Origin of the sequence: Paenibacillus agricola (assembly GCF_011440305.1) — a bacterium.
In the GTDB taxonomy this organism is placed as follows: domain Bacteria; phylum Bacillota; class Bacilli; order Paenibacillales; family NBRC-103111; genus Paenibacillus_S; species Paenibacillus_S agricola.
Map to the genome: position 1 here is coordinate 88143 of NZ_JAAOIW010000019.1, position 22789 is coordinate 110931.

Annotated in this window: 16 protein-coding genes and 1 pseudogene; 5 read left to right on the forward strand and 12 right to left on the reverse strand. The window is 47.5% G+C overall.

What is annotated here, in order from left to right; genetic code table 11:
• Positions 1–308: 308 nt before the first annotated feature.
• Complete coding sequence (locus G9U52_RS32395; RefSeq protein ID WP_166155472.1) at positions 309–896, forward strand: TetR/AcrR family transcriptional regulator; 588 nt, start codon at positions 309–311, stop codon at positions 894–896.
• 127 nt (positions 897–1023) lie between these two features.
• Positions 1024–1878, forward strand: coding sequence for an ergot alkaloid biosynthesis protein (locus G9U52_RS32400; RefSeq protein WP_166155474.1), 855 nt, complete (start codon positions 1024–1026; stop codon positions 1876–1878).
• A gap of 231 nt (positions 1879–2109) precedes the next feature.
• On the opposite strand, the gene G9U52_RS32405 is transcribed toward G9U52_RS32400, so the two are convergent.
• A complete protein-coding gene (locus tag G9U52_RS32405) occupies positions 2110–2448 on the reverse strand; it encodes a DUF1904 family protein (protein ID WP_375790303.1) in 339 nt (112 codons plus the stop codon).
• Positions 2449–2661: 213 nt separating this feature from the next.
• On the opposite strand from G9U52_RS32405, the gene G9U52_RS32410 reads away from it, so the two are divergent.
• The gene (locus tag G9U52_RS32410; protein ID WP_166155476.1) at positions 2662–3558 is read left to right on the forward strand and encodes a serine/threonine protein kinase; all 897 of its coding nucleotides are present in this window, start codon (positions 2662–2664) and stop codon (positions 3556–3558) included.
• On the opposite strand, the gene G9U52_RS32415 is transcribed toward G9U52_RS32410, so the two are convergent.
• The 8 genes from G9U52_RS32415 to G9U52_RS32450 form a co-directional block, all read right to left on the reverse strand.
• Positions 3555–3731, reverse strand: a complete 177-nt coding sequence (locus G9U52_RS32415) for a hypothetical protein (RefSeq protein ID WP_166155478.1) — start codon at positions 3729–3731, stop codon at positions 3555–3557. The genes G9U52_RS32410 and G9U52_RS32415 overlap by 4 nt on opposite strands.
• A gap of 172 nt (positions 3732–3903) precedes the next feature.
• Positions 3904–5388: a protein adenylyltransferase SelO gene (locus G9U52_RS32420; RefSeq protein ID WP_166155480.1), complete on the reverse strand. Its 1485-nt coding sequence runs from the start codon at positions 5386–5388 to the stop codon at positions 3904–3906.
• 209 nt (positions 5389–5597) lie between these two features.
• Complete coding sequence (locus tag G9U52_RS32425) at positions 5598–6488, reverse strand: RNA polymerase sigma-70 factor (protein WP_166155482.1); 891 nt, start codon at positions 6486–6488, stop codon at positions 5598–5600.
• On the reverse strand, positions 6478–7794 hold the full coding sequence (locus G9U52_RS32430; RefSeq protein WP_166155484.1) for a phytoene desaturase family protein: 1317 nt from the start codon (positions 7792–7794) through the stop codon (positions 6478–6480). Before G9U52_RS32430 ends, G9U52_RS32425 begins: the two co-directional genes overlap by 11 nt.
• 101 nt (positions 7795–7895) lie before the next feature.
• Entirely contained in the window at positions 7896–8114 is a 219-nt protein-coding gene (locus tag G9U52_RS32435) for a hypothetical protein (protein WP_166155486.1), read from the reverse strand.
• A gap of 13 nt (positions 8115–8127) precedes the next feature.
• Positions 8128–16851 carry a cadherin-like beta sandwich domain-containing protein gene (locus G9U52_RS32440; RefSeq protein ID WP_311764962.1) on the reverse strand — a complete coding sequence of 2908 codons (8724 nt, stop codon included), beginning with the start codon at positions 16849–16851 and terminating at the stop codon, positions 8128–8130.
• Between the two features lie 422 nt (positions 16852–17273).
• Positions 17274–18170, reverse strand: a complete 897-nt coding sequence (locus G9U52_RS32445) for a class I SAM-dependent methyltransferase (protein ID WP_166155490.1) — start codon at positions 18168–18170, stop codon at positions 17274–17276.
• 99 nt (positions 18171–18269) lie between these two features.
• Positions 18270–18656: an Rrf2 family transcriptional regulator gene (locus G9U52_RS32450; RefSeq protein ID WP_166155492.1), complete on the reverse strand. Its 387-nt coding sequence runs from the start codon at positions 18654–18656 to the stop codon at positions 18270–18272.
• 237 nt (positions 18657–18893) lie between these two features.
• Here G9U52_RS32450 and G9U52_RS32455 point away from each other — a divergent pair.
• Positions 18894–19277 (forward strand): annotated as a pseudogene (locus G9U52_RS32455) (MFS transporter); the annotation flags it as partial.
• Positions 19278–19346: 69 nt separating this feature from the next.
• Here the strand turns inward: G9U52_RS32455 and G9U52_RS32460 are convergent.
• The 3 genes from G9U52_RS32460 to G9U52_RS32470 form a co-directional block, all read right to left on the reverse strand.
• The gene (locus G9U52_RS32460) at positions 19347–19655 is read right to left on the reverse strand and encodes a hypothetical protein (RefSeq protein ID WP_166155496.1); all 309 of its coding nucleotides are present in this window, start codon (positions 19653–19655) and stop codon (positions 19347–19349) included.
• A gap of 283 nt (positions 19656–19938) precedes the next feature.
• Positions 19939–20841, reverse strand: a complete 903-nt coding sequence (locus tag G9U52_RS32465) for a hypothetical protein (RefSeq protein ID WP_166155498.1) — start codon at positions 20839–20841, stop codon at positions 19939–19941.
• 29 nt (positions 20842–20870) lie between these two features.
• The gene (locus tag G9U52_RS32470) at positions 20871–21725 is read right to left on the reverse strand and encodes an AraC family transcriptional regulator (protein ID WP_166155500.1); all 855 of its coding nucleotides are present in this window, start codon (positions 21723–21725) and stop codon (positions 20871–20873) included.
• 188 nt (positions 21726–21913) lie between these two features.
• On the opposite strand from G9U52_RS32470, the gene G9U52_RS32475 reads away from it, so the two are divergent.
• Positions 21914–22777 (forward strand): sugar phosphate isomerase/epimerase family protein, encoded by an 864-nt coding sequence (locus G9U52_RS32475; protein WP_166155501.1) that lies wholly within the window; start codon positions 21914–21916, stop codon positions 22775–22777.
• Positions 22778–22789 lie beyond the last annotated feature (12 nt).

Below are 22789 nucleotides of genomic sequence, written 5' to 3' on the forward strand. Positions count from 1 at the left end.
AAATGGGGTTGAAATTTTTCAGCATTGGCGGCCTCAGCTCATTACAAGTGACACGTATTTAATAGATGACATCCAGCAAGCCTTGCTTAACCTGTTGCAGTCTGCTTCAGATCCTGGTCAAGTCCTCATGTGAAAATTTCACATACTATGATAGATTTTATCATTTTACCATTAGGGTCATGACTATGTGAATCATTCAAAAGACCCACGCTAATTCCCCGAATGAGCGCTTTCAACACAACAAAAATTTATATTTGACTGTTTAGTCTATAATGGATATAATCATTTTAGAAAGGAGGATCATTAATTTGGGAAGGAATAAGGAATTCGATACAGCACTTGTCCTTCACAAGGCCATGGAGGTATTTGGTCATTACGGGTATGAGGGAACCTCACTACAAAATCTGCTTGATGGACTAGGTATCGCGCGGCAAAGCTTATATGATACTTATGGCACGAAACGGGACCTCTTTACAACTGCAGTAAAACACTACGTAAATGAGAAAACCGGAATGGTTATAGCCATGCTTGATACCCCAGGTTCAGTGAAGGAAACGATTTCGCATATATTTCATGAGATTGTTGCTGTACTACAGGATGAAATACGCTGCAAGGAATGTTTCATTATGCAAAGCGCTATTGATCAAATTCCTCACGATCCGGTATTAGCTGAGTTTTTCAAACAAGATATGCAGCGATTGGAAAAAGCATTTCATAACGCATTAATCCGTGCTCAAGAGCAAGGTGAACTGAGTAATCGTCATGATGATCTTTTGTCGTTGGCTAGGTATTTAATTCATGCCAGATATTCGCTAACACAGGCGGCAAAATTAACTACTGATCCTAAAGTACTAGCTGATATATCCAATGTAACCCTATCTACGCTAGATTATTAATGAAGTGGAAAACCGCTTCATTATATTTTTAGATATTTTAGACTGATTAGTCCGTAATTTCACTTGAGACCATTTACGGCGAATTCCAGCAACTTTAATAAAAATTCAGTATGACAGGAGTATGAAAATGACAAATTTAAATGTAACCCTTGTAACAGGTGGGCGCGGTAAGACAGGCAGACGTATTTCTTCTAAACTTAAGGAGCTTCAATATTCTGTTCGTACAACTGGCCGTAGTAATCGATCCGATCAAACCGATTCCGACTATGTCCGCTTTGATTGGTACGATGAGTCGACCTATCCAGCCGCACTCTCAGATGTAAGCAACGTCTATATGATTGCACCAGTTGGTGACATGAATCCTGTCAATATCATGGAACCCTTTATCAAAAAAGCGATTGAAAATGGGGTGAAAAGATTTGTACTGCTAAGCAGCGCATCGATTTCCGAGAATGGTCCTGTGCTAGGAGAGGTTCATCAAGTTATAAAACAATTGGCACCTGAATGGACCGTACTTCAACCCTCATACTTCATGGAAAATTTCACAGAAAGTCATCACGCAGGCACAATAAAAAACAACAATGCCATTTATAGCGCTGCTGGAGATGGCAAAATCGGATTTGTTAGTGCAAATGATATAGCAGATGTAGCCGTAAGAGCTTTGACTGATAAACAACCTCACAATACAGCACATGTTATTACAGGACCTCAAAGCTTAACCTATGGTGATGTAGCCCAAATCCTAAATTTTGCTCTTGGCAAATCCATTAAGCACATATCTCTTTCCGATAAAAAATTACAAGAAGCACTGACTCAGGCAGGCATCCCAAATGTATACGCCGAGTTTCTTGCAGGTTTAGATGCAAAAATTCGTGAAGAGGGAAGCGAAAACCAAGTAACAGACACAGTAATGAGGGTAACAGGTCATGCTCCTCTTTCGTTTGAGCAGTTCGTTAAGATGCATTTGGATACTTGGAATTAAGCCGATTGATTTTTTTACTAATATTAGATTAAATGGTCTGGAAAATCCTAATGTATGAGAAATAGAAAAAGTTTGATTCTTAAGATAAGATGATAATGAATGTAATAGACCGGGATCCTTTATCTATCAAGGAATCCCGGCCTGTTAATCGCCAAGCTATTAATAAAAAAAGCGTCTTTTGACATAATCTTCACAGACCTTCATATGCCCCAGCAAGTTCTGCCCGATGGGTTACAGCAGATTAAATCGTTTGCCGTTAATATAATAGGCATCCTCACTGTAAATCTTGAAAGCAAGCTCCACTTCCTCAATACCGATAGCATGGATATGCTTCGTCAATGCAAAGGCAAATCGGTCTCTGGTTTCCGTTCCCCGCTCAAACCAGGAGATCTCAATAAACGGATACGTGTCCACCCTTTGCCCGGCAAAAACGGACGTTGTCTCCATGCAGTCGATCATGAAATTGTCCGTTCCGCATTCACAGATGGCAGCCAGTTCCTCCAGCATGGGTTGGCTTACCTCTCTAATCCGTTCCGCCGGGATTCCTCTTATTGTAAGCTGCGGCATCATGGCTTCCCCCTTTTTTCTCTCTAGTATAGCAGATACGTTCGGTAGTAAGAAGCAGATCGGGGTCAACCGGATCACTGGTGAATCCATGTAAGCTGATTGTATAATGAATATGATAACGATACCCACTATCGCCTCTTTTAATAAATATGTATTGAAACGAGTTGGAAGTATGCGTTTATTATGATCCTTGCCCAACAGGAGGCTGCAAACCAGATGATGGCTCAACCCCCTTATAGAAAACCGTTTACTCTCTATATACAAAGCAAAATCCAGTCTGGACTTCGATTTTGCAGTGAAATATGGTTTCGCCAAGGCACTCTCATTCTAGGTCGATACCACATCCAGCAACGACTTGGTAGGGGAAACTATGGCGTCGCTTATTTATGCAAGGACCAGCATACGGGCCAACCCTGTGTGTTAAAGCGGATAAGCCCCCTCAAAGGTAGTAAGTCCAGAAGTAGATGGATATACGATCAGGAAACCAACATGCTGGGACGCCTTAACCATCTAGGTATTCCAACCTTGCTGGAGCCATTCACATATCGCCAGCACTTAAGCTTTACGATGCAATATATGGAAGGGGAAAATTTGGCAACCTTGCTCTTCCATAAAAATTGTACATACACGGAGCTTGAATCGCTACAGCTTATTTCAAAGCTATTAGAAGTGATTGGCTATATTCACTCAGTTGGCGTCGTACATCGAGATATTAGCTTAACGAATGTGATCGTTGCTGGCGATATGGTTAAGTTAATCGATTGGGGATTGGCTCGAGATTTACGGGGTGTAACACCAAATGAGAATGATCTTGAGCCTCTTGAGATTGAAGGCGGACATGCATCGGAGAACGTATTGCGAAGGCGGCTTCATAGGTCCAGTGATTTTTACGCAATCGGTCACTTATTGCTTTTTCTGTTGTATAGCACCTATACCGAAGACAAGAATGCCTCTACTGCTAAAAATATGGGTTGGGACGAGGAGTTGAATATCCATCCCCATACCAAAAGACTGCTTCGTTGTTTGTTAGAGATGGAGCAGCCTTTTGGTCAGGCACAAGACATCATTCTTGAGATCCAGCGAATCCTTCAAAGCCTAACAGATTCTGATTAGCTGCTAGAGCTGGAGGATCTTTTCTTTTTGTAATAACTATGTCCATACTGTTGATGCCGCTGGTTATTCCTATATCCGCTCTGCCCCCTGTAGTGGGAACCACCACGGGTCGATTTATTCATAAGCTTATAGAATAGCTTACTTAACAGCTTACCTACCAATTTTCGTAACATGGATAAACCTCCCTTTATTCTTCTATACGAATCAAAGGAGGTTTCGTTTCAGCCTGGGGGATCCTATTATGAAAGCTGTGGCATCATGGTTTCCCTTCCAGCATTCCCTACGTTTCCAAGATCTTCGGGAATGCCTCGTTTGCTATTATTAAAGTGCTGGGAGAACGCTAAGTCAGGTACCGCAAAAGGTTTGGTAAGCGCGCCCTGATGGTGCAGGCAGTGTGGAGTATTCAGCCTGTTCGGCAGAGTGCGCATAGGGACTTGAAAGAACCGCCAGCAGCCGCTCCATCACGCTGTAATCGCCTTGGTTCACCGCGGCTTCAAGTGCGTCTTCTACCCGATGGTTGCGCGGGATTAGCGCGGGATTGTTGTTTTTCATCAACTGATGCGAGGAAGCTTTGGGCTCCGGCTGCCTGCCTAGTCTCGCCTGCCACAGCTCATGCCACTGGGAAAATGCCGTGATGCCAAACAAAACCGTATCCTCCGGCTTGTCAAAGGTTAATGCGAGAAAGGTATTGGTGAAGTCTGCACCATGCTTTTGCATCAAGCTGAGTAGGTCTTCAATGAGAGCTTCATCCTCTGGCTCTTCGTTAAAAATCCCCAGCTTTGCCCTCATTCCCGAGAGCCAATTATTCTGGTACAACCTTGCAAATTCTGAGAGTGCATCCTCAGCCAGTTTGACAGCCTCCTCCTCGTTGGCATGCAGCAGCGGCAATAAGGTTTCAGCAAATCTCGCGAGATTCCACACGGCAATACGCGGCTGATTGCCATACGCATAGCGGCCCTGCATGTCAATGGAGCTGAATACTGTTGCCGGGTCATAGACGTCCATGAAGGCACAAGGTCCATAATCAATGGTTTCTCCACTAAGCGCCATGTTGTCGGTGTTCATCACCCCATGAATAAAGCCAACGAGCTGCCAATTGGCAATCAGCTTGGCCTGACGTTTGATCACTTCCTGAAGCAGGAAAAGATAGCGGTTCCCCTCAGCAGCAGCTTCTGGAACATGTCTTTGCAAGGTATAATCAGCCATAGCCTGGAGATCCTCGGCTGTGCCCCAATGGGCAACGTATTGAAAGGTGCCGACACGCAGATGACTGGCGGCCACGCGGACCAGAATCGCACCTGGTTGCTCGGTCTCGCGGAATACTGACTCGCCCGTTTCCACCACTGCAAGGCTTCGGGTGGTAGGAATACCAAGTGCGTACATGGCTTCGCTGATCATGTATTCGCGCAGCATTGGCCCAAGTGCCGCTCGACCATCGCCTCGGGGGGAGTATGGAGTTTTACCTGAACCCTTGAGCTGAATATCAAACCGCTCACCTAGTGGAGTGATTTGTTCACCAAGCAGCAGAGCCCGACCATCCCCTAGCATGTTAAAATGCCCGAATTGATGCCCCGCATAAGCTTGAGCAAGAGGCAAAGCACCTTCGGGAATCTGGGCTCCAGCAAGCGCCGCTACGCCATCATTGCCGCGCAACGCTTGACCGTTCAGCCCGAGGGACGCTGCTAAAGGATCATTAAGAATGACCAGCTTTGGTGAGCGTATATGGGTTGGACCCAGCAAGCTATAAACTGATTTTGGCAGACGAGCATAACTGTTGTCGAAGTTCCAGCCTGCTTCTCCTGCTTCTGTGGTTACTTTTTTTTCTGTCATCGTATCTCCTTTTTTCGCATTCGGATTTTTAGTTACCTGCATTCTATATATCAACACAAGGTTCTTTTAGTGTTTATATGTGCCCATTTATTATACCCTTTACACATTTAGATGTCGCCCTTTTGATATACAGGATACGGGATGAATTCCAGGCTGTGCTCGTCTACGACACCAAGCCTGACGTAGCCAGATATGGCTGCCAGCGTCGCTCATAGGTTTAAGTGTCGAAGCTTGTCCGGGTTCCGCAAGATATAAATATTATGGATGCGGTTAGCTCTGATCTGGAAGCTGATGACCGCGTTAAAACGATCGTCGGAACTGCTTACAATCAGCCCGACCGCTCCGTTGATCCGAGCAGTACGAATTCGAGTTTGACCATCCATCTTCGAAGAAAGTCCTTGCACCATTGCCGCAACGCGTGGCATCGTTCTGATCGCACGGATCGCAGCGTGCACTTTGCCTCCACCGTCGGTGTAAACGGCGATATCTTCGGTCAGTGTCGCGACAAGCGCATGCATATTTCCTGTAGAGGCGGCATGCAGAAAACGATGAACGAGCTCCACGGACTGCGCTTCGTCAGTCCGTGGAGTATCGGGCTCAGCTTGAATTTTGCGCTTCAGGCGGCTGAAAATTTTGCGGCAGCCCAGCTCTGTTTTACCAATCATATCCGCTATGTCGCGGTAATCATAATCGAAAGCTTCGCGGAGAATGAAGACCGCGCGTTCGACCGGCGTAAGCCGATCAAGTAGAATAAGAAACGCATACGAGATTGTATCCTCCAGCATGATCGTCTGCAGAGGATCTTGGCCCGATTCAATTGTATAATGCTGAACAAGCGGCTCCGGCAGCCACGGACCGATGTATACCTCTCTTTTTTTGCGAGCGGATTTCAGGAAGTCGAGGCAGCGGTTCGTAACGATCTTACACAAATAGGCTTTAAGGTTGCGAACGTGATCGCCTTCTTTATTCGTGTCCCACTTCCGGGCTATAAGAAAGACATCCTGCACCAAATCCTCCGCGTCGGACACCGAGCCCAGCATCCGATAGGCAATGGACAGAAGGAGCGGACGAAAGCTCAAGTAAGCTGAATCAAGCTCCAAGTGAATTCCCTTCTTTACTATGGTCTTTGCCGTTTATTATACAATGCGCGGCGCTCTTGGCGCTAGCCAGCGAAGCGCCCAGCAGCATGCCCTCAGCGCCCACCCAGTCGCCTGCAACGAACAGTCCTTTGCGTCCTTTGACGACAGGACCAGGCCTTCCAGCGTAGCCACCGCTTGCCGCGTCAACAACAGCATGCGATACGAGCAGGTGCGGCAGAAAACGGCGCTGGACAACATGTAGGCGCCAGCGAGGCTGGATCAAGTCAAGAAACTGCTCCAATTCATGTTCATCCTGCTTGGAGTTCGAATCCTCTCCCGGACGCAAATATTTCATAACATGTACGACCATTTGTTTAGGATTATCGCTAAACTTAGCGATGGCTGAATGGTTGGAGAAATACCAAGGATAATCGGCACCCATGGCGAAGGTCGTTTTAGGATTTGGCATTTCGGTCATAACCAGATCCAGGCATGCTGCCTGAATGGGAACGAGCTGCTCGAATATCGCCGCGTCCTCCGGCTGCAGGGCAGGGTCAAGGAGTGCCAATGTTTCTTTCGGCCCGACAGTGGACAAGACCTGGTGAGCCTTCAGCAGCACTCCGTCCTTTAGGGAGACTGACATTTCCGGTACATTTCCCGTGATGGTTCGCACCGGGCAACCGCATCGGATCGTCACACCCGCAGCCAGCGCCTGTTCTTTTAAGGGATCTACGAGGGTTCGCCAGCCTCCATCTACATATAGCACTTGCCCGTGCTGCAGCTGTACGATCGCCGCACCGGCGCTGAGCAAATCCGGTGCGCTGCAATACGTGGACGTGCGTATAAGCGCAAGTACGGCATTGCGAACACGCGGGCTGGGGAGGCGGGTCTCCAAATATTTCTCCAGACTAACGTTCTGAAGAATGGAGGTGTCCTCCTTGCGCATCTGGGCGTAGAATCGAATCAACTGGGTTTTCTCTGACCATTTAAGGAACGAGCCCAGCAGAAACTGAAACAGAGGCAGGGCAATATCTCCACCTTTCGGTTGTTTGTAAATAAGTAAGCTGTTCGGCTTTGGCATCGCACCTGTCGGCGTAACGCCAACCTCCTGCAAAATCCCTAACGCAGTTTTATAGAGCGCATGCGGGCCCAGATTCATCCAGGAGCCGGCTATATTTTTCGTTGCGGCTCTACCGCCAGGCTCTACTGCTTTCTCTAGCAGTAGTACTTTCCGCCCAGCCCTTGCCAAATACACGGAAGCTGTCAATCCTGCCATTCCGGCTCCTATGACGACCACGTCCCATTTCATTTCGCTGATGCTCGACATCTTCTGCACCTTCCTTTTCCAGTTAGATGCATGTAAGACGATTTAGGAATCGGAAACGTGACAGATATAAGATATCAAAGCAGCATAGCCGTATTTTTGGATTATTCGCCAGTGAAAGCAACGAGCCACACGAAAAAAATTCGCGGTTTACGTGACTCTTGCTGCAAAACTTTATCTGCGGAATGGATCGCTTGCTGTAAAGCCTCCTGGCATAGTTCTTGGGCAAATGCTTCCGCCCTCTCCAAGCACAAGCTTCCCAAGAAGCGGCAGGCAAAACGAAAGCCCATGAGCTGGTTAGGCTCATGGGCTTTAACGTTCATAGCTTTTCATTTATTAATGGTTGGGTGTTACTAATACGCTGCCATCGGATACTAGCCTCACTGTTCCGGAAGCCGACTCAATTTCTTGGATCGCCCAATGGTCCTGCGGTACATCCGGCCAACTGGAGGCCTTCACGCCTGCAGTCGGTCGTTCAAACAATCTGTTCAACACCTTCACTGCTTCCGCACGATTCAGCTTGCTTTCCGGCTGGAAGGTACCGTCTGGATAACCCTCCAAAATGCCTGACTGCGAAGCTTTCTTGATCGCTTCGAAAGCCCAATGCCCTTGTGTATCACTGTAATCCCCAGTCGATGCAAGACCAGCCGCGGCTGCCGAGATCAGCCTTGCAGCAATGGTGGCCAGTTCCCCGCGGGTAATGGCGTCGTCAGGGCGGAACTGCCCGTTGTTATCGCCGAGCATCATGCCCACGCTTTGCATGTGCGTGATTGCTATTGCCGCCCAATGTCCTTGAGCAACATCAGGATAACCAGTCTCTTGTGCGGTGACCGCTTCGTCCGAGGAGTTGCGAACACCAACGCGATGTAAAATCGTCGCCAATTCCGCACGCGTGATTGCTTGAGACGGGCGGAAGGTGCCATCTTGGTAGCCGTTCAAATAAGGCTGCAGCACTGCATCTGCTCCATTCTTCTGAATGACGGTAAATGTACTGAACTTATTGATTTCAATAGCTATACCAACCAATTTGCCATCGGCATCATAACGGATTTCTCCTTGCGATAGCGCCTTGTTACCATCGCTGTGCTCGATATAAACAGCCAGCTCGGATAAAATTTGATTGGCGGCAGCCCCATTTTCAGGCAATGCCATGTTATTCAGCGGTAACAACAGCTCTGTCGTGTATCCAGAGTAATTAGTTTCAATCATAATCGGTTGGCCAATAATCGCGACCGGTTGACTGCCTGCCACATTTTGCACCAGCTCGGCAGTCTGGACACGTGATTTAACCTCGCTGCGCTCAGCAGAATCACGGATCGGTACAACTCGGAAATAAGCATCTTTTCCGTCTTTAGCCATCTGCTGCAGGGAAGCTGCAGATAAAGTGAGCTGCGCGTCAGGCATCACGATTTGCAGCGATAAGCCGCCATCTGCAAGCAAGCTCACGAAATCGGTATTCATGTTGACAATCCACTCATCCGAAGGCATATCCGGCACATCGGTCAAATAGATGCGAGCGATCCTGTCCTTGTTCTGAACCGCTTTTTCCAGTATGCTGCGCGCTATTTCCGCATCCAGCTTCACTGTATCGATTATCCTTCCCTCTTCCGTGCTTGTCCGAACGATTGAGGTTTGATCCGTCCAGCCTCCAGCGCCGCCTGAAATCGTGGTATGACGCTCGTTCGGGGCCGAAGCTGCAGATTGATTCCGTATACGCTCCACATCGATAGAGTAAGTCTGCGAGGTGGTTAAATCAGCGGATTCGACACTCACGATAATGGTGTTCAGCCCCATATCGAGATTAGTTGTGAAGCTGCCGCCGCCCTTCAAAGATACGCCCTTTACTGTCACTTTCGCCAGGGGGTCATTGGAAATCGCCGTTACTGACGTTCCACTGTTCGTGGTTTTTCCAATGGTTCCATAGTTTAGCTTATAAGGAGTGAAGGCACTGTCCAAGCCAGCACCCGCCATCAAACTCGCCAATAAAGGCGGCTGTACAGGCGATGCCTGCTGCCGCAATACGGAAATGGTATACGTGAGCTTGGTGCCGTCCTGGGCGCTTACCTCAATCGCAAAGGTTTGTGCAGCCTTCGTAAACGGAATCGATAGCGCAGTACCCTTCGTTACGGCTTGACCCTCAATGTGAATCGTTGCATCAAGCTGTTCGGCAACGGGCAGAAGCGTAAAAGCTCCAGTCGCATAGGGTACAAGCACCTGATAATTCAATGTAGCCGGATTAAAGGCGGACACCAGCTCTGCTCCGTTTGTAGCCAATCCCAACTGCTGCAGCCGCGCATCACTGCTTGGCTCCCGCAATACGACTACCTTATAACTGCGCGTTTCCTTGCTGTCTGGTGAAGTGACAGCCACAGGTATTTGATTCTCGCCTACCTGCAGCTGAATCGTTTGGGAAGCTTGTCCATTCTGAACGGCTTGTCCCTTCACCTTTATGCCTGACCCCGCATCCAAGGCGCCAGGCGTCAAGGTAACACTGTCAACGGTGTTGCCCACATGGACGGTATAGCTCTCTTCCGCTCCTGTAAAGGCTTGCGCTGCGAGATCTTCACCTGTTTGCAAAGCCGTAGTGTTTTTCAGCTTCAATGTACGCAATACCGCCACGCTGGAGCCCGTTTTATGAATTTGCAGCGTGTATAGCTTATCTGATGCATTACTAGGGTGAACCCATATTTGCACGTTACGCCCCGTAGCAGGCACATCTACATCCACATAGCCGCTTTCTGGAAGCGCCTGTCCGTCTACAGAAACTACGGAGGATGCAGCCATTGGAACCGCATAGACACGAACCTTATCCGAGTAAGCCAATGCTTGATACGAGGTTGTGCCAAACGTATAAGGCGTGCTCATAGTAGCACTTCCTGTCGTTAGAGCGGCAAGATCACCAGGGTAATCCGGGATCGCTCCTACTACATCCCGCAGCACCTCAAAGCCAGACTCCGTTTTATTGCCAATCATATCGGATGCCGTAATTTTGATCACGTTCCGATCCGCTTGGGTTACCCAATCGAGCGGAGCATAATAGACGAAGCGTCCTTCATCATTCAGAGGGACGTTTATTCCATTGATGACAAGCTTCGCTCCCGCATCCGTTTGGCCGGTAATATAAACCTTGCTGTCAGCAGTAACCGTCCCGTTCAACGCAATCGGCTTGCCTTGAGCATCATCGCCTCCGGACGCGATAAGCAGCGGACCGGTACGATCAACAACAAGCTTACGGTACACAGTGCTACGGTCGCCTTTCTCATTGACCGCTTCGATCAACAGATTGTATTCCCGCTCTTTTAGCATGCTTACGTTAAGCAGGGTATGCAGCACAAACGCATAAGTTCCGTTTGCCGATACTTGTCCACTGCCAAGCTGCTCCCCGTTGACAGACAGGACAAGCGATGTGTTTTGATCTGTCATTACCTTCAAGGAAGCCTGCTCAGCCGTTGTAAGCAGCAGCGTTTCCACCGTTCCGTCAAATGCCGTATAGGTGCGTTCACTTGATACATGTGAGCCTGAGTCAAGCGATACCCCCATAGCGGCCGGCTGAGGTACAGGAAGCTCCGATGCCACAATCGCGGATTGAGGGCTTAATACCAAACGTCCTTGCTCTTGTCCAATTGCCGATACCGCAAAGGTATACGAAGCTCCGGCAGGCAAGCCGGTTACAACCGCATTCTGCCAATTTCCCGTTTGCGGGGTAAAGTCCATGATCGGAGCGGCTGCTTGTCCGTTTGCACCTCCGCTGACCCAAATCCGATAAGCCGTTACATCTCCCGATATGGATGCAAAGCGCAGCGACACTTCTCCATTCCCTGTAGAGAGCACCTCAGGCTGCTCTGGTGCGTTAAGTGTATAGGGAGCTGTTACCTCAACTGTTCCTTCAGCAATTGCATAAACTGGAGCATTACCGGTTTTTGCGCCCTCCACGGACAAGTAATAAGTCCCAGGCATCGTCATAGCGGGAATATCGAGGGTTGTACTGCCGTAAGCAGGCAGACCTTCGGCGACCACTTCTCCGATATCATTTTCTGCGCTGTCCGTAAGCATAACCCTCACTTCTGTACCAGGTGCGGCGTTCTCCATCGACCACGATACATGAATACGGTTGACTGCGACGGAAACAGGCGATACAGACGCCTTGATAGCTGGCAGCGCAATTAGCTTCTGAATTTGCAGTTCAACCTTTTTCGTATTTTGGACCATCCATTTGCCCGCAGGTGCGTCCAGCAGCGAGACGTAAAGCATATCTCGTCCGTCATGCACAGGATTTGGTGTGTTAATCTGCGTCTGCTGGAGCGGATCTCCACCAGAGCCTGCACTAGGCAACCGGTCTGCCGCCGGTTGTAGGTAGGCGTTGCCGTTTGGAGCTTCAAAGTTCAAGGTATACGTCGAGCCGTCCGGGGCGGTGATCACCGTGTTAGCATCTCCACCGCTGACCGTCAGCATATAATTGCCATTCTCCGATATTTGGAAATACTTACCAAATCGTCCTTCCATCATCAAAGGCTTGATCGATTTGAGCTTCCTGCTGGATTCATAAGCAATAATACTGGTAAAGCTGCTGCTCACCACCTTCCACTGGCCGCTCATCTCAACATCGGTAAGCAGAACCGTCAGCTTATGCTGCATGTCATCATAAATGGCATTCATGCCAGATTGGTTTGGATCAAGCTGCAGGGTATAAAGCTCGCCCTTTGGCGTATACAGCTTTGTCTGTGCGTCTGCCCCATAAATCTCGACGATCGCCTGGAGATTACCCGTCTGTCTCATTTGAAACGCCGTCGGGTAAGCTTGGGCTTGCATCCATTGCACGACATCTCCAATCGTTGTCTGCGAAGGTACGGTGTTCAGTACTGCTGTCGTACTGGTGCCGGCGCTAACGATCCAGGTTCCCGCCTCCACAGCATTCAGCAGCGCGTACAGATTGCCGTTAGCATCTTGGTAGGCGTTCCAATCCGGCTGGTTCTGCGCCGTTTGCAGGCTGTAAGGGCGTCCATCCGGCTTGTAAACAATAGCCTTGTCCTGTGCCGCACCCATCTTCAGCACATAGGATCCGCGTTCCTCCACGGTAATCGATGTGACCGACCGCTCAGGTGTTTGCGCCCATAGTCCCGCCAACAGATCAAGTGTCAGCGATTCGCTCGCAAACAGCAATTCATTTACGAGGATACGGCTGTTACCGTTCGTAACAAGCTTCCAGTCTCCTGCGTGCAGCAACACGCGCATAAAGGTTGTATCGCTGGCAGCATCATAGAACACTTCCGGCAACACGATTTGTTCGGAAATTTGCCCCGAAGCAGCAGGGACGCTCAGAACGGCAGATCGCTGATCGCCTGTCAGTGTAATAAGCGAATTGTAAGAACGGTCCACCGTAAAACCGGCGGTCAGCTTTCCGCTCGAACCGTTCGTTTCTGTTGTCATCAGCGGTGTCCGATCAAGCGTTGTAAGCTTACCATCGACAATACGTGCCTTGACTTCCGTTTGCGCCGTATCCTCCGTTTGGAAGGACAAGCTAATCGGTGTTAAATCAAATACTCTTTTCAACGGATTAGCCGCAGCAATCGTTACCTGCTTGCCCGAATCCGGCTTCATCAGGAACAATTCCTCCGCTATATCCAGCCATGGTTCGGCTGCGTCCATAAAGTCGGATACACTGTCCATGAAATCCAGGGCTTTTTCCCACCACTTCTTCTTCGGAGGCTCCGCCTCCACCTCAAACAAAATCGTATTGTTAGCAAACGTATACTTCAAATTAGCGCCAACCCCGTTATGCTTGAACGTGCCATAGATTCCGGTTTCGTTAACACTAAGTGCAACATTGCTTACAGTCGCCCCGCCAATGCGCGGGATTCCTTTGGGAACATATACGTTTCCTTTTATCACCCCATTAAAGCCCTTCTTATTAAAGGACTGCGTGGTAATAGCCCCTTTTACTACTTCAGATAGGTTAATCTCGCCCTTGGAAGCAAAGCCTGGGGTGGACAACCCTTTTATTCCGGCTGTTGTTGGGTTAACCACAGTCTGCATGTTCATGTTCTTCACAGGCAGCCAGTAATAATATTCCGTTCCGCTAGCGCTAAAGCCGTAGGAGGAAAGATCCATATCGATCGAATCCGTTCCGATCAGGTTAAATTTGTAATCGACCTGTGGATGCTTAAGCTCAGGCACGATCACATCCATCACGGAACCGGTGACGCTGAACTTTTGGGGAATTTGCGTTTTTTCCGCCAGCTTGTCAACGTTACCGAACAAATAGTTGACCTGAAGCCCTGTCGAGGCCAGCTTCGTCTTGCGGTACATGCCAAAGTTTACGCCATCAAGACGTCCCTGCTTGGTCTTCATATTGAGATCGAAGCTAAGATCGGTATCCGGCAAGCTGCCTTTGCCTTGAACGCCAACATAAGGAATGCGGCTGTCCATGACAAATTTGGTGTCACTTACGTTGAGCGGTCCTACCTTAAAGCTGTTTTTCATTGTAAATGTGCCTGATAAATCAAAGCGGTTATTGCGGAATTTCATTTCTTCAACCTTTACAGAATCTGTAACCTTCTGATTGCCTACCTGCAAACCGATTTGAAGATCGCCTGTCAGACGCAAGCCATCCTTGGTAAAAATAAGCGAGCTCGCCTTCACAGGCATATCGATATTCAAATAATCGGTCGCTACACTGCTGTTCAAGTCGATGGCAAAACGATCCGACGAGATCGTGAACGCTCCTTCTTGGATCGTGTAGGACAAATTCGCTCCCAACGCTCCGCCACCGTTGACGTACAGGCGACCCTCTCCGGTAATTGTGGCCTTACCGGCTTCAATGTCCTTGGTCACGACAAGACGGCTGCCCTTGAACATAACCGATTCATTGATCGACACGACTTCGGAAGTATCAGTAAGCACATATTCATTCGCTTTGGAAGGATCCTCTACAAAAGGACCTTGCAGCACCAAGCTGTTCACTTCATTGCTTGCCGATGTGCTCGGTACTTCTACTCGGGCAAAGTTGCGCGGCTTGTAGAAGTCAAGCGCCGTCACTGTCAGCCCTTCTGTGAATACATAAGGGTTGTAGTCAACATGCTCCAGGTGTACATCGTATTTTCCCGGAGGCAATTCCTGAGTCCATGTCAGCTCCAACTGGCGAGTATTTAAGACATTGTAATCCAGCTTATATGTGGGTTTATTACCATTCTGGCTCTGCAGGTAGTAATTAATGTTGTTTAAAGGCTTACGCAGCAAATTAGTAATGCCTGTACCCACAGCGACCAGCCGCTTCTTGTCCTTTATGTGCAAGAACGATGCACCAACTCGGTCGAAAACAACGTCCGGCGGCAATAAATTCGGATCCTTCTCCATCTTAAAATCTTTAGTTGTTGTGTAGCTTGTGCCGATTTCATTGACTGCATAGCCTCGAACCTCATAATCCTGATGCCAGACCAGACCCGTTATAGTAACGGTAAAGGGGGCTGGAACTTCTGGGATTGAACCCGTATAAGGCACCTTAATCCAAGCGCTATCTCCCTTCTTACGGTATTCCACCCCTTGCGAGGAGATGGTTCTGGTGCCATTGTCATAAACATTCGTGATGACGCTCACGGTATCATTGACCTTCTGTGTATCAAAATTATAAATCACCGGATAATCCGGATTATCCGGATCCGCCTGTTCCACATCAAACTTTACGCCTGGACCTGTCGGGGGCGTAAAGCCGAACACCCAGGTTTCATTCATATTGCCCGCAGGTTTAGATCCGACTACGGAACCAAAAACCTTGTCCATAATACTGATTTGGCTACGATTTCCGCCAAACACGACGAAATTTTTCCCATCAAACGCCATGCTGGCATAGCTGAGTGGAAACGGTAGTTGGTTGGGGTCCATTTGGACATCATAGACCTTACCATCCTTATCCATATTGCTTTGATAGACGGTTTCCGTGGATAAATTGAGCGGATAGCGTTCCCAATTGCTTCCCGTCCAACCATATGCATAATCGCCTCTCGTAGGAGGATACATGCTCGAAGGCAATTTCAATTTCTCGACCAGACTGGGATCGTACATATGAACATAGTCACGTTCCCCACTAAAGAGCACAACGCGCCTTCCGTCATAAGCCATGGTCTGCCCCCAACGGCCGTAGGTTTCCGGACCATTTGTCGAGGTCCAAGACTTGGCCGCACGATCCCACTGCCATAAAAGCGGGGAGCTGTCGTCATGAGTGAACGTTTTCGTGGAAATCTGACCCACATAGGATGCGGTGATGGATCCTATATTACCGCCGTACTGCACCGCCGTATTGCCGTCATAGACCATCTTGCCGCCATATGCAGCCGGCGGGGACTGGTCAGGCTGTGCCTGTGTCCAAGCCGCTCCATCCCATAGCCATGTATCGCCAAGCGGCGTCTTCGAATTCCCGCTTCCTGTATAACCGCCAAACAAGACAAGCTGCTCGCCGTCATAGGCAAGCTGCGCTCCACCTCGAGCTGAAGGATGGGAAATGAGCCCGGTTACTTCTTCCCATGTGGCATCAGTGCCGTTCCACAGCCAAGTATCTCCAAGTACGCCTGACTGGCCTTCGCCGCCAAACAAAAGCACTTTTTTGCTGACAGCGTCATAAGCCATTACCGCACCTTGGCGATTGGAGGGCTTGGGAGAAAGATTCAATATTTCCTTCCAGCTTTTCTGGCGACCATCCCAAATCCAGGTTTCATCAAACAGGCCGCTATTGCCCTGGCCGCCGAACATGACCACATTGTCTGCATTCTCGTCGTAAACCATCGACGCGGCTTGTCTGGCATCGGGAGGTAAATTAACCGTTACTCTCTCCCATTTATAATCCGTTATTTGGCTGCTGACCGTTTTGTTCATAGTGAACCTCGACATCGGCGTAATGACACTGTAAGTATTCGACTGCACCGTGTTATTTCCGTTGCTATATGTTTGTTCTGTTACCGTTCCATTTGCATGAGCCGCACTTAGCCCGCCAGGCAAGAAAGGCATACATTGCAGCAGCAATACGGCGATTAATAGCTTCGCCAATCTAATATTCCAAAGTTTACGCACCAAAGTTTTCCCTCCATTGTATATTACGTTTGCCAAAAGCATAAATTGAAAAATAATTATCTTATTCCATGCGTTCAATCAGGCTAAAATCCTACATGATTGGACAAACTCTCTCACTTTCTGTCTAGTTTTGTAGTATTTTTGTGTGATTAATATAACATATCTACTCTGGACCTTTTCTGAACAAAATAAAGACAACAGGCACCTGAATGAGCCATTCGTTCTAACAATTAATAAGCCGTTATTGCATAGCATGATTCAACATAAAAAATCCCTCCATTGCTGGAGGGACGGATTTCAATTACGCAGGCTTTGCGTTTATCCGCAAAACCTCAATCGTTAGCCTTATTTCACGTTGTGGGCAATCCAGGATTGAATCGATTTCCCCTCTTGGTTCCATCCAAGTAGATTTTGGACTGACATTACTCTACTTCCCTTGTATACATATGCTGATTTTGCAGATGAACCAGCACCTTCCCAAACCGGCCGCCTTGCTGAATTTCGACCATCCCTTTATTATGGGTTTCACGTATGTAACCCTCTGCCTTTTTGAGTGAGCCTTCATCCACAGGAAAGCCATAGTGTGGCATCCACTCCAGTGTAGTACGAACTGCCTCATCAATGGAAAGCATAGCCGTCTTCACTTCTCTTGTAATGAGAGATTCAAAAGAATAGCCTTTTAAATAGAGCAATTGCGTCAAATAAGCCGTATCTGATGACCCTGGTGGTTGCTCTGCTATCCCCAGTACAGGTCGAAGCTCCTGAATCAGGCTGTGTACTTGGGGGCCAGCCAGAGTGCTGATATAACAATGCTGTTTGGCACAGCTAATGGCTTTTTCTACCATCTCCCAATCTGTAATCGCAGGACACATCGAAGCAAATACCAAATCAAATTTGCCATTCCATGCTTTTTCCTCTATGGAGATATTTTCAAACTGTTCACGTACTATCTCAATGTGTCCCGATAGCGGTTCCGTAATGTTCGCTTCCAGCAGCGATGCTAATGGAACCGAAGGCTCAATAGCAGTGACGGTCGCCCCCAGTTCGGCAAATGGCAAACTGAAAACACCCGATGCTGCCCCGATATCCAAAATAGATGCTTTCTCAAAGTCAACACCTTGACCCTGCAGCCATCGTATAATTCTTTTGGTTCGCTGCTTTCCTTCCTCATTGAATGACTGTTCATTAAAGCTAGCAGCTCTTTTGCCTAAACCTTGCGCTGCATCTATCCCTCCCTTTTTCATTTTATAGCCTTGTGTGTGCGGATCATTTTTCCATGCAGACTCCCATACCTCTGGGATAAATAAAGGGTTTGACATCAGCTATATTCCTCCTAATATTGAGATTTTATATAGACATAAAAGATATCTTATATCTATAATATACGCAAAAAATAACCGTGTCTCACAGAAACCCTGTTATTTTTGGGCAAGCTCAGAAATTTTTTGACTTCTCAAATACTCTTCCATCTTCTCTTCCGCCGAAACCATCACCTTTTGTATCAAGCACTCTGTTCCATGGTTGATATCGCAGTCTAAAAAAGAAGCGGTGCCTTCAATTGCATGAATAATATCCAGAAACGAAATTTCTTCCCAATTCCGCTTTAGCTTATAGCCACCATTAGCACCTGAAGAAGATTCAATCATTCCAGCTTTGACCAGCTTGGTCAATATTTTGGAAAGATACGTAGGCGATACCTCTTGTCGCTCAGCCAACTGCTGAACACCGACAAGTTTATCCGGAGTGGCTACTACCAGATAGAGCATAGTGTGAAGGGCATAGTTCGTAGCTTTTGAATATTTCATACTGAATGAGCCCCCTCAATCCAAGACTTTATTTATCTATAATAACCTTTATGATGAAGCATCGTCAAGTGTGCAGTGTTTTTGTTGCTGTCAATCCATTGCCAAATTAAAATATTTCTAATAGTATAGCCCTGACATATTAAATGTGTTTAATAAGTTTGGTTAGGCGGTGGTGAACATGGTTAATGAATTAATCGCAACTTCAAAGGAAACGAAAAAAGTGATCCTTCGGGGTATACGTTCAGCACGCTTTTTATGGTCATATCAGCGGGTACGATTGTATCCAGCTTGGCAAGTGGAGCCGTCATTCAACGGTTCGGAACGGGTAAAGTCACACTTGTCAGTTGCTTACTGACAGCCGGCGCTCTGCTCGGTTTCGCTATGTCTCCATCGCTTATTTGGTTAATGCTATTCGCAATACCGTTTGGATTAGGCGCTGGCTCGGTAGATGCAGCATTAAACAACTACGAGGCTACTCATTATAAAGCACACCACTTGAGCTGGCTTCATTGCTTCTGGGGCGTCGGTGCTACGCTTGGCCCCATCATTATGGCTCAGTTTATTACCGGTTCCAACTCGTGGAGAGATGGCTACCTTTCAGTTGCCGGAACGTGCGCGGTTGCAGCAGCGTGACCGGCGGCACGCGCATCAAAGCAAGCTGCCGGATGAGTGCTGTCGCGAGCACAGCTACTATCCTTCCATTACTTCCGCCCCCAAATCGCCCGCGACCTCTATCATCTTGGGGATCACTGCTTCATTGGTACCAGATACGTAAATATCGCCCTGATAATGGCGGAATGGGATCTTTATATCGCCGTAGCTCCACATGAAAAAATCTCCTTCAATGGACATGCTGGTAGCACCAGACACCGTAAACACTGATGTGTAGGAAAAATCAGGTTTGGATGTAAAATACCGTTTGCACTCTTCTAAAGATATGATTTGCGCCAAATTGCCATTTTCCTGAAATCCTCTTGTAATTCGAAAACGTTGACTCATTGAAATGCCTCCAATTTCCATAAAAATAGGTTTGATTATTCTTTACCCCTTTTCAGCAGCCGGGGCTCTCTGTAAACTAACATCACCATGATGGCTTCTGTCATTATAATGCAAAAGGATAAATGGATGACAGCCCCTTTTTAATTTTTTAACTCTTGAATAGCTCAATTGAAAATGGACTCCATCTAAAACTATTCGCACTCCTTGACTTACCAATTGATGACCATTGAGACCGTTAGCAGCTTTTCGTCCGCAAGCTGACATATCCAAAGCTCCGCAAAATTCAAGAGAAAAACAAAGGGAATTCGCTCCTTAAATGATAAGGATCGTTATTTTTGAAAGAAGCAATCCGTTCTTTCTTGATCACATCCAACCCCGCTACTTGGCTATAATCAATGTTATTTTCAGACAAAAATTGTCGAGTCCAGCTTTTAGGAGAGTTATAGAACTGCCTGATTTCATTAATGGCAAAATCATCGATTAGACCTAGGTTATAAGCCTCTGTGAATAAAGGAATATCGACAATTAATGGAGAGATAACAGATACCTTATTTTCCCTTAAATTATGAATCCCTTCTTGGCTACGGACAGCTACAGAGAGGGTTTCGTTTAACTCGACACCGTGATTTGTCAGTATAGGTATCCATCTTTCTAAATAACTAGTGGCCAGATTAATAATATCAGCCACATGTAACACTTTTTGGTCTGGCAGTGCTAGCTCAATCGCTGCTCCCTGATCATTCGTGACCAGATAATCACCCGATTTAAATAAAAAGATATGCGGTATTTGCAGTTTTTGGGCAATGGGTATAGAAAAAAACCAATCTCTTCTTTCTCCCCCAGATATGGAAGTGGGTTTAAAGCTGTTTTGAGCTAGATAATAGTCCAATAGAGCATCAATGGAAGCGTTATAAGCTTCATCGGCTTCAAGGGCATCGCTGATCATTTCCCAAATGGCTTTCACCTGCTGTTCCTTGGAAACCTTGTCTTTTAAAATAGCTGTTATACGTTGCAAAAGTAAACCTGCTGTAGGCTCTCCTGCTATATTCTCGGTATTTATGTAAAAAGGGCCCGGCTTTCCAGATGTAAACCAATGAGCATCATCTTGCTTGCTCTTTCTAACTGAAAAACCATTTGTTGCAATTAATCGTTCCAATAATAGTTGCGGTGCGCCAGCTTTTGACATGAATCATACTCCCTTAAATACAGTATAAGCTAACGAGGCTCCACTCCGCTTTGCTTGCGAATGCTGTTCGGGGAGACGCCGAAGCAGCGGGTGAACGCCCGGGTGAACGAATAAATATCCGGATACCCGACAGACAGGGCAATCTCGGTTACAGACAACGGACTCTCCAGCAGCAGTTGCTTGCCCCGATCGAGCCTCATCTTGATTAAATAGTGGGAAGGCGGCATGCCGACCTGCTTCTTGAAAATTTTTGACAAATACGTGCGGTGCAAACGAACGTATTTCGCCACATCCTCCACCGTAATTTTATCCGAATAATAAGCATGAATAAAGTCCAAGCTCTTGCTCACCCAATCATTGGGCGTTTGCTGAAGTTCGATGTCTTTATCCGGCAACAGCTTACTGAATATGCGGAACATGAGGCTGTACATTGTCATTAATTGCTTACGGCTGTTTCCTTTGCACCATTGGAAAATTTGCTGCAGCTCAATCTCTATATCTTTATCGATGTTGCGCAGGTAAGGCTTGTCCTCGGCAAAGCCGACCATCGTAAGAATTTGCCGGGCTTGCTGGCCATCGAAAGTAATCCACGCCATCCGCAGCGTCTGCTCGCTCGGTACAATTTGATACGTGTAGACCGTGTTTGGAAATTTACAAAAAATATCTCCTTCTCCAAGGACAACCTGCTGCTCTCCGTAAAAAAGCTGCACTTTCCCCTCCCGTATAAAATGCATGTTGCAATACGGAGTTTGCCGAGGTCCGTTACCGTAATTCGGCTTTGCAATATTGTGGCCTATGCGCACCGGCCATACTCCGGACAATTCGTCGAAGCCATCCGGTTTATAATACCAGAGGTCACTGAATTCTAGCGCACTTTCCCGCATCGTTGCCCCCCCTTCGCGAATTAGTACCACCTACGAAATGCCAAAAAAAGACTACTACATGCTATTTAATAAACACACTTTTAGGACTATGATTCAGATACCGGCCGAAAATAATGTTTGCGCAACCTCAAACCTTTATATTCCCTGTTCACGTTTCCAGTTAAATTTAACATTCAGGAGGAGTAACCATGAACGTGTCCACCTCTTTAAATATCTTTTACGCCCCCGACGTATGCGTGCCGGATTCAGTCCGCCGCTGCGCTGTAGCAGGATTTGTTTCTTTGGATATGAACTATTGGGACCATCAGAAGCAAATGCTGCAAAGCAGCCCACAAGAGGAGGAAGCATGGGCTCGGGAAATCCGGGCCAGCGCGGACAATCACGGTGTCCGTATCACCCAGATGCACGGGCCTGTTCATGGATCAACCTTTTCGAATCTAGCACACGGCATGACCTTGGAGTCGTTTGAGAAGCTGCTTGAAAGATCGCTGAGGTCGGCTGCCATATTGGGCGTACCTTGGGTTGTGCTTCATCCGACGAATGTGACTCGCGTGGAAGGTGAATCGTTCCAGGAAGCACTTGAATATAACGTAAATTTTTACCGAAAAATAATCCCAGTTCTTGAACAAACCGGTGTCGGGATCGCTCTGGAAAATATGATTGGTCAGCGTGGAACCCGTATTACGCATTTCGCATTGCCGGAGGAGCTTGTCGAGCTGATCGACACCCTCAACCATCCACTTGTTGGTGCATGCTGGGATACCGGCCACGGACACATTACGTCACTAGACCAAGCGGCCAGTATAAGCACCCTTGGCTCACGGCTGAAAACGACTCATATTCAGGACAACGACGGTACGAATGACCAACATCTGCTCCCGTACCAAGGCACCATTCCTTGGAACGAAGTTGTTCAAACGCTCAAGCGAATCGGCTATACGGGTGATTTTACATACGAGACGCATAACAGCATCCGCACCTTGCCGGACGGCATACGCGATGCGGGCTTGAAGTATGCGCTCGACTTAGGCAATTATGTCATATCGTTGTAAGTAAACTACGGG